The 11,842-nt window shown below is 29.9% G+C and carries 12 protein-coding genes, 1 tRNA gene and 1 rRNA gene; 11 read left to right on the forward strand and 3 right to left on the reverse strand.

Features of this window, described 5'->3' with window-relative positions:
- From rrf to fusA, 3 genes are all read left to right on the forward strand, one after another.
- Positions 1-95 (forward strand): 5S ribosomal RNA (gene rrf, locus BD821_RS13050); the annotation flags it as partial.
- Positions 96-124: 29 nt separating this feature from the next.
- A tRNA-Asn gene (locus tag BD821_RS13055) sits at positions 125-199 on the forward strand.
- A 221-nt stretch (positions 200-420) separates the two neighbouring features.
- The gene (gene fusA / locus BD821_RS13060) at positions 421-2,499 is read left to right on the forward strand and encodes an elongation factor G (protein WP_104410850.1); all 2,079 of its coding nucleotides are present in this window, start codon (positions 421-423) and stop codon (positions 2,497-2,499) included.
- Between the two features lie 141 nt (positions 2,500-2,640).
- Here fusA and rbr read toward each other — a convergent pair whose 3' ends face one another.
- Complete coding sequence (rbr, locus tag BD821_RS13065) at positions 2,641-3,228, reverse strand: rubrerythrin (RefSeq protein WP_029452095.1); 588 nt, start codon at positions 3,226-3,228, stop codon at positions 2,641-2,643.
- A 392-nt stretch (positions 3,229-3,620) separates the two neighbouring features.
- On the opposite strand from rbr, the gene BD821_RS13070 reads away from it, so the two are divergent.
- The 6 genes from BD821_RS13070 (at position 3,621) to BD821_RS13085 (ending at position 8,211) form a co-directional block, all read left to right on the forward strand.
- Positions 3,621-3,860, forward strand: coding sequence for a hypothetical protein (locus BD821_RS13070; RefSeq protein ID WP_104410851.1), 240 nt, complete (start codon positions 3,621-3,623; stop codon positions 3,858-3,860).
- 127 nt (positions 3,861-3,987) lie between these two features.
- Entirely contained in the window at positions 3,988-4,935 is a 948-nt protein-coding gene (locus tag BD821_RS13075) for an ROK family protein (protein ID WP_104410852.1), read from the forward strand.
- Positions 4,936-5,096: 161 nt separating this feature from the next.
- Entirely contained in the window at positions 5,097-5,261 is a 165-nt protein-coding gene (locus BD821_RS13550; RefSeq protein WP_169994231.1) for a hypothetical protein, read from the forward strand.
- A 42-nt stretch (positions 5,262-5,303) separates the two neighbouring features.
- A complete protein-coding gene (locus BD821_RS13555) occupies positions 5,304-5,441 on the forward strand; it encodes a hypothetical protein (protein WP_169994233.1) in 138 nt (45 codons plus the stop codon).
- Positions 5,442-5,724: 283 nt separating this feature from the next.
- Positions 5,725-6,963 carry a competence/damage-inducible protein A gene (locus BD821_RS13080; RefSeq protein ID WP_104410853.1) on the forward strand — a complete coding sequence of 413 codons (1,239 nt, stop codon included), beginning with the start codon at positions 5,725-5,727 and terminating at the stop codon, positions 6,961-6,963.
- Positions 6,964-7,227: 264 nt separating this feature from the next.
- The gene (locus BD821_RS13085) at positions 7,228-8,211 is read left to right on the forward strand and encodes a CPBP family intramembrane glutamic endopeptidase (protein ID WP_104410854.1); all 984 of its coding nucleotides are present in this window, start codon (positions 7,228-7,230) and stop codon (positions 8,209-8,211) included.
- A 251-nt stretch (positions 8,212-8,462) separates the two neighbouring features.
- Here the strand turns inward: BD821_RS13085 and BD821_RS13560 are convergent, their stop codons facing one another.
- Positions 8,463-8,615: a hypothetical protein gene (locus tag BD821_RS13560; RefSeq protein WP_157469625.1), complete on the reverse strand. Its 153-nt coding sequence runs from the start codon at positions 8,613-8,615 to the stop codon at positions 8,463-8,465.
- 369 nt (positions 8,616-8,984) lie between these two features.
- Positions 8,985-9,401, reverse strand: coding sequence for a hypothetical protein (locus BD821_RS13090; protein WP_104410855.1), 417 nt, complete (start codon positions 9,399-9,401; stop codon positions 8,985-8,987).
- Positions 9,402-9,567: 166 nt separating this feature from the next.
- On the opposite strand from BD821_RS13090, the gene BD821_RS13095 reads away from it, so the two are divergent.
- Together BD821_RS13095 and BD821_RS13100 are read left to right on the forward strand one after the other, a co-directional pair.
- Positions 9,568-10,617, forward strand: coding sequence for a patatin-like phospholipase family protein (locus BD821_RS13095; RefSeq protein ID WP_104410856.1), 1,050 nt, complete (start codon positions 9,568-9,570; stop codon positions 10,615-10,617).
- A 41-nt stretch (positions 10,618-10,658) separates the two neighbouring features.
- Positions 10,659-11,405: an NAD-dependent protein deacylase gene (locus BD821_RS13100; RefSeq protein ID WP_104410857.1), complete on the forward strand. Its 747-nt coding sequence runs from the start codon at positions 10,659-10,661 to the stop codon at positions 11,403-11,405.
- The last annotated feature ends 437 nt before the right edge of the window (positions 11,406-11,842 follow it).

Here is an 11,842-nt window from a genome sequence, read left to right on the forward strand (position 1 = left end):
TAACACCCCTTCCCATTCCGAACAGGATGGTTAAGCACTAAAGCGCTGATGGTACTACAAGGGAGGCCTTGTGGGAGAGTAAGTCGTCGCCGGGTATATCCTTCGGGATTACCAAAAATAATGTTCCGTGATAGCTCAACGGTGGAGCACTCGGCTGTTAACCGATAGGTTGGAGGTTCGAATCCTCTTCACGGAGCCAATTATATTTATAATAGTAAATTAAGATTAAAAGGATAAATGTTATCTAAACATTTATCCTTTATTTTTTGTTCAAAAATATAATTAATATGAATTATTATTAGATATGAGAATATTTAAAATATTTCGTATATTAAAAAGGATTAGAAGTAACTTCTATAGAATAATAATGTAAGAGAAGCATTTATAATATGATTCAAACTAAATTAGGGGGTCGTGCTGATGAAAGAGTATAAAACTAAGAATTTAAGGAATGTTGGAATAATAGGACATAGTGGTTCTGGAAAAACTACACTAGCTGAAGCGCTTCTATATTATACTAAAACTACAGATAGAATGGGAAAGATAGAAGAAGGAAATACTATAAGTGACTTCGACTTAGAAGAAAAGAAAAGAAAAATATCTATCTCATCTTCAATACTGCCTTTTCAATGGGAAGATACAAAGGTTAATTTAATTGATATACCAGGATACTTTGATTTTGTTGGAGAATCTATTCAAGGTATGAGAGCTGTTGATGTGGCTATGATAGTAACATCAGGGGTTTCAGGAATACAGGTGGGTACAGAAAAAGCGTGGAATTATGTTAATAAAATTAAACTTCCAAGAACCTTTTTTATAAATAAATTAGATAGAGAAAACAGCAATTTTGAAAGAGTTTTGAAAAGTTTAAAGGATGAGTTTGGAATTTCAGTAGTTCCAATACAATATCCAATAGGAAACGAAGATAATTTTAAAGGCGTGGTAAATGTAATATCTAGAAGGGCCAGAATATTTAATAAAGAGACTAATGAAATGGAAATATCAGAGATCCCAGAAGAATTAGTGGGCAAAGTAGATGAATGTAAAAAGATGATAATGGAAGCTGTAGCTGAAACTGATGAAGTTTTGCTTGATAAATACTTTAATGAAGGTTCATTAAGTGATGAAGAAATATATAAAGGACTTATAAAGGGTTGTGCTGATGGAGAAATAGCACCTGTTATGTGTGGAAGTGCACTTAAAAATATGGGCATGAGTACTTTGCTGGAAGATATAGTAGAATGTTTCCCATCTCCAGAATATGCAATACCTCAAAAAGCTAAGGATGTAAATTTAGATAAAGAGATATTTATAAAATTAAATGAAAATGATCCATTTTCAGCTATGGTATTTAAGACAGTGGCAGACCCATTTGTTGGTAAGTTATCTTTGTTTAGAGTCATAACGGGAAAGGTTAAGCAAGACACTACAGTATGGAATAGTAATAAAGAAAAATCAGAAAAACTAGGTTCTTTATATTTTATGAGAGGTAAAAATCAAGTTGCAGCAAAGGAAATAATAGCAGGGGACATAGGTGCTGTATCGAAACTTCAATTTACTAATACAGGAGATACCCTTTGTGATCAATCCTTTAAAATAATCTATGATAAATTTAACTTTCCAAAGCCTGTAATATCTATGGCTGTACTTCCAAAGGCTAAGGGAGATGAAGAAAAGATATCTTCAGGCCTTACAAAACTGTTGGAAGAAGACCCTACATTCACTATAAAAAGAGATACGGAAAATGCTGAAACCATAGTATCAGGAGTTGGTGAGACTCACTTAGAAATTATAATAAGTAAGCTTAAAAATAAATTTGGAGCAGAAGTTATATTAAGAGAACCTAAGATAGCATATAGGGAAACAATTAAAGGAAAATCAGATGTTCAAGGTAAACATAAAAAACAATCTGGAGGTCATGGACAATATGGTGACGTTAAAATAAGGTTCGAATCCAATAATGATGATGAAGACTTTAAATTTGTAGACCAGGTTGTAGGAGGATCTGTTCCTCGTAATTTTATACCAGCAGTAGAAAAAGGATTAAGAGAATGTTTAAATAAAGGCGTACTTGCAGGATATCCAGTTATAAAGTTGCAAGCTACATTATATGATGGTTCATATCACCCCGTAGACTCCTCAGAAATGGCATTTAAAATTGCAGCCTCCATGGCATATAAAAAAGGCCTGGAAAAAGCAAATCCTATTTTGCTTGAGCCTATAGTTTATGTTGAAGTCATGGTCCCAGATGAATATATGGGAGATATTATCGCAGATTTAAATAAAAAAAGAGGACGAGTTTTAGGTATGGAGTCAGAAGGAGGGCTTCAAAAGATTATGGCTGAAGTTCCTGAATCAGAAATGCTTAAATATGCCACAGATTTGAGATCTATGACCCAGGCAAAGGGAGATTTTATTATGAAATTTGAAAAATATGAAGAAGTTCCAGAATTAGAGGCAACAAAGGTTATAGAAAAATCAAAAGAAGTAAAGGAATAATAATTGTAAATATTAAGTTTTAGTTGAAATGTAAATTTAAATTAGGATTTGAAAACAACACTTTAATAAAAAGAGGTAACTAAAAAGGTTGCATAAATAAAAGAAGCTGCGTTCATATGAACACAGCTTCTTTTATTTATATTAATAATTTTGACAATATAATTCGAAGTATTCTTGTGGGTGATCACAAGATGGGCATACTTTAGGTGCTTCTTGTGATTCTATTATAAATCCACAATTAATGCACTTCCAGAATGTTTTTTCTTCTCTCTTAAATACCTTGTTTGTCTCTATGTTTTCTAACAATTTTCTATATCTCTTTTCATGTTCTGCTTCAACTTTTGCTATGTTTCTAAAGACTCTAGCTATTTCCTTAAAGCCTTCTTCATCAGCTACATTAGCAAATGAAGGATAAAGATCTGACCATTCTTCATTTTCACCTTCAGCTGCAGATAAAAGGTTTTCTTTAGTATTTCCAAGCATAACAGGATAACCAGCCCCATTTATTACGACTTGGTCGCCCTTTAAAGTTTCATTTAAGAATTTAAAGAATCTTTTAGCATGTTCTTTTTCATTTCTAGCAGTTTCAGCAAAAATCTCTGATATTTGTACATATCCTTCTTTTTTTGCTGTAGAAGAATAATAGTCATATCTAGTCCTAGCTTGACATTCACCAGCAAAAGCTTTTAATAAGTTTTCAGCTGTTTTAGTTCCTTTTAATGAATTCATATTAAATGACCTCCTGTATATTAAAATTTATATAAGTTCTGTATAACAAAAAGTTACGCAGAGAGTATACACCATATAACTTAAAAGTTAAGTAATGCTTAATCAATACATAGTATATCTACATTATATATTATGTGTAAATATAAATCTATTTAACCTTCAGACTTAATTGTAAATTATAAGTGAATAAAAATGTTAATCATGGACAAATTAAAGATATCATATAAATTTGTTATATAATAAATTACGTGATAATAAAATTATATCCATGTCAAAAGTATATCATAATGAAAAAGGATTAACAAACCAAATAGAAGATTCTTTAAAGTATTTTAACATATGGTATTCAAGAGGCAAAAATAAAGTAAAATATAAAAAGAGGTGAGTATTTGATGTCAGATTACAAGTTAGATATATCTGGATGTTTAGGATTAAATGAATACAGCAACATAAATGATTATATGGACATTGTGGAAATCAGTGATAAATTCACTATTTCATTAGAAGAAAACAATAAAAGTGAAACAGGAATAATATGTGCAATGCTAAAAGAAAAAGGATTTAATATAAATAAAAGCGAAATAAGAGATGATAATAAGGTATATATCTTTGCAAATAAAATAAAGAATTAATATAATATAAAGATAATCATTTTATATTATAAGTTAAATATTTTGCTTTTATGATATAATAATATTATTATATAAAGACACAGAATTTTCACAACTGTACAAGCATTTTAATTTATGGAGGGTTTTTATGAAGGAATACTTTATAGGTATCGATTTAGGTGGAACTAAAATAGCGGGAGTTATAACTGACTTGAAAGGGAATATTATAAAGGAAAACATCATTAAAACTATGGCTGAATATGGCGATAAAGCTATTGTTTTAAGAATAATAAACTTAATAGAGGATTTAATAATAAGTTCAGGAAAGACTTTAGAGGATATAAGAGCTGTGGGAATTGGTTCACCAGGACCCTTGGATCCTAAAAGGGGAATAATAATCACAACTCCTAATCTACCTTTTGAAAATTTTGATATTATAACACCAATAAAAGAAAAGTTTAATGTGCCGGTATTTTTAGATAATGATGCAAATGTGGCAGCTATTGGAGAATATACATTAGGCGCTGGAAAGAACACGAAAAATATGGTATATATTACTGTAAGTACTGGAATAGGTGGGGGGGCAATAATTAATGGTAAAATATATAGAGGAAATACCTTTAATGCATTAGAAATCGGGCATATGACATTATTACCTGATGGCCCTAAATGTAACTGTGGAAACTATGGATGTTTTGAAGCTCTAGCATCAGGAACGGCTATTTCTAAAAGAGCAGAAGAAGCAGTAGAAAGTGGCAGAGATACTTCACTTTTAAATTATTTTAAAATAACCTCCTACGAGGTATTTAAGGAAGCAGAAAAAGGTGATAGCGTATCAAGGCATATTATAGACTCAAGCTTAGAGTATCTAGGTATTGGTATTGCAAATATAATAACATTGTTTGATCCTGAGGTTATAATTTTAGGTGGTGGCGTAATGAAGGCAGGACAAATAATCTTTGATAGAATAAAAGAAGTTGTAGATCAAAGATGCTTTAAAAATATGGCTTCAGCCTGTAAGATAGTGCCCTCAGCTTTAGGAGAAAAATCAGGAGTCATAGGAGCTATAGCACTTGCCATGATGGAAACAGAATAAAAATTAAGTGAATTTAAAAAACTCTTAAAATTAATTTTAAGAGTTTTTATTTTTTTGTTTTTAATAATCTAATATAGTAATTTTACTTTAAGTATATAAAAAGGTTACTTGGTAATAATAAGATTGTAATATATCAAGGCAAAAAGAAAGGTGAGAGAGATATGGCTAAAAAAGGTATGAGAAGACCAGATCCAAAAGAACCTCATGGAACAGAAAGTAACAAGAAACAAAACTTCCCTAAAAATTCAGTAGAACCAGTTCCAGAAATTCAGGGAAAAGCAAAAACCGGTAATAAAAAGGCAAAACAACCAATAGATATTCATTAGATATAACATTATATATTTAAGATTAGTAAAGGAGGCGAGAAGATGACTAAAGATAGTCAACCTGATAATAAAGTTGCTCGTGCTGAAAAATGTAATAATCAGACTCCAATTACTTCAGAAACTGCAAAAAATAAAAATAAAACATCAAAAAAACAGTCCATAAAAAGCGATCTACAATAACATAGAATAAATATATTCCCTATTAGTGTAGGTATTGTAAGCTCTGCCCTTACAAATCTACAATAATATAGAATAAACATCTTCCTTTAATATATATAAATGATTAGTAAAATTATATAAAGGGAAGGGTTTTTTATATAACTACCTATCATTTTAATTATAAATGGTAGGTAGCTTTAATTCATTATGATATAATATTATTACATATGTTTATAAAATACACTCATAAAGAAAGGAAGTGGGCGATCTACTCTTTGTTTTAATAGAGGGGAAGATTGATAGTATGAAAGCGGAGATAATAGCGGTTGGCACAGAATTATTACTTGGAGATATATTAAATACAAATGCGCAATTTTTATCTAAAGAGTTAGCAATACTTGGCATAGAGGTATATCACCAAACAGTTATAGGCGATAATGGTGAAAGACTTTTAGAAGCCTTTGATGAAGCTTTTAAAAGATGTGATGTGGTTATAACTAGTGGGGGACTTGGACCTACAAAAGATGATATAACAAAGGAAATGGCAGCAAAGTATTTCGGTAAAGAATTAACATTAAATGAAGAAGAACTAAAAAATATAGAGAAATACTTTAATAAAACAGGGAAAAAGATGACTGAAAACAATAGAAAACAAGCTTACTTCCCAAAGGATGATATTATTTTAAAAAATAATAATGGTACAGCACCTGGAGCAATAATGAAGGGTGAAAATGGAGGAGTAATAATCGTATTACCAGGTCCACCAAAGGAATTAATACCTATGTTTAAGGAAAGCGTAGTTCCTTATTTAAGAAATACAACAGATAGTACATTATATTCTAAAGTTCTTAGATTGTTTGGAATAGGCGAATCTACTATGGAAGATGAAATAAAAGATATACTAGAAAGTCAAACTAATCCAACAGTAGCACCTTATGCTAAGGAATTGGATTTAATATTAAGAATTACTTCTAAGGCAAAGAATGAAGAAGAAGCAAAAAAACTTATAGAGCCTTTAGAAAAGCAAATTAGACAAAGGCTACCTCAGTATATTTATGGAGAAAATGACGATACATTAGAATCAGTAGTAGGCGAAAAGCTTATAAAAGAAAATCTTACAATATCTTCAGCAGAATCTTGTACTGGTGGAATGCTATCTGCAAGGTTAATTAATGTTCCTTCTATATCTAAGGTGTTTATTGAAGGTGCTGTAACTTATTCAAATCAGGCTAAAGTAAGCAGACTATCAGTAAAAAAAGAAACCTTAGAAAAGTATGGAGCTGTTAGTAAAGAGACAGCAATAGAAATGGCAGAAGGCATTGCGAAAACCGCTAATACAGATATCGGTATTTCAACTACAGGTATTGCAGGACCAGATGGTGGAACTAATGAAAAGCCTGTGGGACTTGTTTATATAGGTTTATATATTAAGGGAAATACTTTAGTAAAGGAACTTAATATAAAAGGAAACAGAGAAAAAGTAAGAACTAGAGCTACTATAGAGGCTTTAAATTTTTTAAGAATAGAATTAAATAAGCTATAATTAACAAAGTTGAACAAACAAGTTATAAATAATAAACAAGATTAAATAAGTTAAGTATAAATACGAAACCTATTTTATATTAACTGATTTTTAAATTCCCCCAGTTATAAACTGGAGGAATTTTAGGAATTGTATGAAAAAGGGAAGAGAAATTTAAACAAGTATTTAAATAACTCTTTAATGTAATTATGCTCAATATATTAGAATATATACATTAAGGAATAGTTTTAATTAACATAAATCTTTGAAAGTTAGGTGGTAATATTGAAACCTGTATTAAAGGCTAATATTTTTGCGCTGATAGTTGTCGTAGGACAAGTACTTGGAGGAATACTATTAGTACCAATATTTAAAGCTATGAATTTAACACTACCAACATTAATGATATTAACCCAATTAATATTTTTAATAGTTCCTGCAATAATATATTTCATTGTAACCAAGGAATCAATTAAAGATACATTAAAGTTAAATCCAATAGGATTTGAACAAATCCTTATACTTGTAGTTATAGTGCTATTAAGCTGGCCTGTAGCAGGATTTTTAGGTGGAGTCTCTAATATATTTTTTGAAAATTTAGTTGGAGAAGCCTTTGAACTTTTAGATGGACTTTCACTTCCATTTATGATATTCGTAATGGCTGTAATGCCTGCAATTTGTGAAGAAATAGCCATGAGGGGAATAGTACTTTCAGGTTATTCTAAAAAGAGCACACTAAAAGCAGCATTAATGAGTGGGTTTATATTTGGAATTATACATTTGAATCCTCAACAATTTTTATATGCATTTGCACTTGGAATATTATTTGCCTATATAGTTAGAATTACAAATTCCATATATGCAACTATGTTTTGTCACTTTATGTTTAATGGAACACAAGTAATATTATCTAAATTAGTTCTAGATATTCCAGGAGTTAAAGAAGCAAGCGAGGCTCTTGAAGCATCATCCAAGCTTGAGATGTTTAAAGCCCTCATTCCACTTGGAATAATAGCTATAATATCAATTATATTAATAGTGTTTTTATTAAAGCTATTAAAAAAGACTACAGATAACAAAATATCCTTAAATATTAACCAAAAGGGTCACTTTTATCAAAATTCAAATGAAAGTTCCATGGGGAACTTTGGGCAAGGTTTCAATGTAAATTATGGCGCCTTAGAATTATCAAATGAAACTATGATAAATATACCATTTATTATAATGGTGATATTTTATTGTGTATATGTGTACATTCAATATTTCTAAAAAAGCATTTTATAGATAAAATATTTATTAAGTCGAAAGTTAAATACCAAACTTCTTGCAAAGAAGCCACATCCCCTTGTGGGTGTGGTAGTTCACAAAGTTTTAGTCTAATCATAATATATCTAAACAAAAAAAGACTTTCAGATGTTTAACTGAAAGTCTTTTTTTCTTTAGATATGTTTATTTTACCTAACCTAATGTAGGAATTTGTTTTATCATGCATCATTTACAGAGTACATATTTTAACAACACTAATTGGTTTTGTTTAAGTGCTTAAAAAATAATGTAACACCTACTGTAGCTGCTATGGCTATTCCAAGGCCCACTCCTATGGTTAAACTTTTTTTGTTAATTATGCCTAAATCTTTTTTCTTGCTAGGGATAAAAATTACGTTTTCTTCCATATTATAGCCTCCTATGAATTATATATTAGGTTGTAACAGGTACGTAAAATGAGCTAATTACATTAAATGAACCTATTATAATTATGGGTAACATTTCTTTATTATATTCAACATATATTAAAGAAGTTCTTTATAATATTTTATCACATTTATCAGAAAAGTCACATAACTTTTGTAGCAAATTAATAATTTAGACATCAAGTGATTCTTAGACTCAGGTGGAGTTTGCTTATAAGGAATACATCTCTCCATCTGAATCTTAGAAGAACTTATCCAGGGGCGTAGCAGCCGTCAGCCCCCACCTTGAAGAGAATAGGGGTGTTAGGTCTGGTAGCCATGGGATAAAAGGCTAATAAATCTAGAAATATTTCAATTTAATTGTTTTATAGAATCAGATTTAATCCATCCCCTGCAGTTTATAGGGGAATTTGTATTTAAAGAAACCTCATACCAAGTAGAATTCAAAAATTCTGATTTAATTATGATATTAACTCTAAGCGATTTTTCCATGTAAATAATAAGAGGACTTTCAACGTAAGGGGCAATGTAAAGAGGTGTATTTTCCAAAGTTATACCTTCTTGAAACTCTGATGCACTGTACTTTATTTTAATATCTTTTAAATTAAATGGGTATTTGCCAGATTTTGAAGCCTTTCCTCTTAAAACATCATTTTGTTTACTTAAGATTAAAAGTTGTTTTCTTTGATTATCTAGCTTTTCAGTTAAATAATAGTACATTGCTAAAGAGGCCAAAAGTATTATTACTATTAAAAAGAATAAAAACAATAAGCTCACTCCTAAAACTTATATTGTTACCTTATATTTATACTCATAAAACACAGAAGTTTTACCATATGTTAAGAAATTTATATTAATTTTAGTATATAATTAACTTATAGAAAATACTTTTATTTTAAATACAGGTATTCATAAAATAATAGGCGGTGGAAAAATGGGTAAGATAGGAGTTGTATTTGCAGGTGGTGGAGGTAAAGGATCATACCAAGTAGGAGTTTGGAAGGCTTTAAAACAGCTTGGAATTGATAAACATATGGATGGTGTATCTGGAACTTCTATAGGAGCTTTAAATGGCGCTATGTTTTTGCAAGACAGTTATGAAAGTGCTGAAAATGTGTGGCTTAATATATCACAAGAAAAGATGCTTCCAGTGGATAAAAGACTTATATTAAGAAACCTTATAGTTATGGAGATATCTAGAAATAAGCTAGAAAATATACTTCAATGGGCTGATAGAGTGGAAAAGTACGGAACTGTAACAAGAGAAGGGCTTTTAGAAATAATCGATAAAAATATTGATTATGAGGTTATAAAAAAAGAAAAGCGGCCCTTTTATGTAACTTGCACAGGTGTACCAGATCTAGAAGCAAAATATTTTAAAGTAAATGGGTATGAAGAAGAGGATATAAAATTATTATTATCAGCAACTACATCCATACCCTTAGTTTTTAATAAGGTGTTAATAGATGGTAATTATTATGTGGATGGTGGTATGAAAGACAATATACCAATAAAGCCACTATACGATGAAGGATTTAGCACAATAATAGTGATATACTTCCATAAGGAATATAGAATAAATAAAGAAGAATATCCAAACTCTAATATAATAGAAATTTTACCATCAAAGGATCAAGGTGGATGGATAAGTGGTACATTAGATTTTACTAACTTTGGATCTATTGAAAGAATAATTGATGGGTACAAAGATACACTTAATATTTTTAAAGGCGTAATGGATGATTTTAAAGAAGGTGAAGATCTAGAGCTGTACCTAAAAAATAACATGGAAATCTTAGAAAAGAACTTAGAAGAAGGTTTAGAGTATGAAACTTCTATTGAAGATAACGTAAAAAGGATAAAGCACATGAGAGTAGTAGATAATAATCTTAAAAATGTTAGAAAACTTAGAAGAAGTAATAATAGCAAAGGGATTTTTCAAAAACTTAAAGAGATTACAATATCAAATAATCAGATTAAATAAGATTTTACAAAGGTTAAATGAAAGGAGGCGTAAATTTTTATATGAAACTTCAAGATAATAATGAAATAGATAGCCTAAGAGAAATAATTAATAAAAGTGACAATATAGTCTTTTTTGGTGGAGCAGGAGTATCTACAGAAAGCAATATACCAGACTTTAGATCAGAAAATGGACTTTATGGTAATGATACAAATAAGCTTTATAGCCCAGAGGAGATGTTAAGTCATAGATTCTTTTTAAATCATGAAGAGGAATTCTTTAAGTTTGTTAGAGAAAAGATGATATATCCAGATGCCAAACCAAACAAAGCTCATCTAGCACTTTCTAAACTAGAAAGTAAAGGGAAACTAAAAGCAATAATAACTCAAAACATTGATGGTTTACACCAAAAGGCTGGAAGCAAAAATGTTATTGAACTTCATGGATCTTTATATAAAAATTATTGTGTTAAGTGTAAAAGAAAGTATTCATTAGAATATGTTTTAAAAAGCAAAAGCATAGTTCCGCGTTGTAGCTATTGTGGTGGAACTGTAAGGCCGGATGTAGTACTTTACGAGGAGCCACTAAATAATGAATCTATGGAAAAAGCTATTTCCTTTATAACTAAGGCGGATACTTTGATTATAGGAGGAACTTCACTTGTGGTATATCCAGCAGCAGGACTTATCAGGTATTTTAAGGGGGGGAATTTAATATTAATTAATAAAACCCCAACTAAATATGATAACAAGTGCCATCTGGTTATAAAAGGAAGTATAGGAGATAGTTTAGATAAGGCTATTACTTAAAAGTTAATATAATACTAAGATGGAACATTAGGGATTGCAATATAAAAAGGTACAAGGTTTTAATGTGCTTTATAAGAAAAACACTTCCTAGTGTATCTACTTAAGATATATTTAGATATATATAGTAAATAGCTGAAAAGGGAATATAATTAACTTATGCGGTATATAATAACTATTCTAGTAAGATAATATCATGTTATTATAAATGAGCACTCGAGAGAGACGCAGAAGATTCATCAAAAGTTGACTACAATGTATAAGAAGATTTAAAATTCTAAAAAACTTGTTGACAACTAAAAAAACAGATGATATACTTACAAAGTACTTCAACACAGAAGTACATGATCTTTGAAAATTGAACAGAAAAGATATATAAAGACCAGCAATTCTTTTGAATTATGTAATTGAGTAGATTAAACTTACTTAGAGAATTCAGA

The organism is Clostridium algidicarnis DSM 15099 (assembly GCF_002934235.1).
Taxonomy (GTDB): domain Bacteria; phylum Bacillota; class Clostridia; order Clostridiales; family Clostridiaceae; genus Clostridium_L; species Clostridium_L algidicarnis.

What these genes read in the sequence shown, in the direction of transcription:
- BD821_RS13560 (WP_157469625.1), bottom strand. Translation starts at nt 8,615, where the DNA reads ATGGAAGAAAACGTAATTTTTATCCCTAGCAAGAAAAAAGATTTAGGC.
- BD821_RS13070 (WP_104410851.1), top strand. Translation starts at nt 3,621, where the DNA reads ATGTCAGATTACAAGTTAGATATATCTGGATGTTTAGGATTAAATGAA.
- BD821_RS13555 (WP_169994233.1), top strand. Translation starts at nt 5,304, where the DNA reads ATGACTAAAGATAGTCAACCTGATAATAAAGTTGCTCGTGCTGAAAAA.
- rbr (WP_029452095.1), bottom strand. Translation starts at nt 3,228, where the DNA reads ATGAATTCATTAAAAGGAACTAAAACAGCTGAAAACTTATTAAAAGCT.
- BD821_RS13095 (WP_104410856.1), top strand. Translation starts at nt 9,568, where the DNA reads ATGGGTAAGATAGGAGTTGTATTTGCAGGTGGTGGAGGTAAAGGATCA.
- BD821_RS13080 (WP_104410853.1), top strand. Translation starts at nt 5,725, where the DNA reads ATGAAAGCGGAGATAATAGCGGTTGGCACAGAATTATTACTTGGAGAT.
- fusA (WP_104410850.1), top strand. Translation starts at nt 421, where the DNA reads ATGAAAGAGTATAAAACTAAGAATTTAAGGAATGTTGGAATAATAGGA.
- BD821_RS13075 (WP_104410852.1), top strand. Translation starts at nt 3,988, where the DNA reads ATGAAGGAATACTTTATAGGTATCGATTTAGGTGGAACTAAAATAGCG.
- BD821_RS13550 (WP_169994231.1), top strand. Translation starts at nt 5,097, where the DNA reads ATGGCTAAAAAAGGTATGAGAAGACCAGATCCAAAAGAACCTCATGGA.
- BD821_RS13100 (WP_104410857.1), top strand. Translation starts at nt 10,659, where the DNA reads ATGAAACTTCAAGATAATAATGAAATAGATAGCCTAAGAGAAATAATT.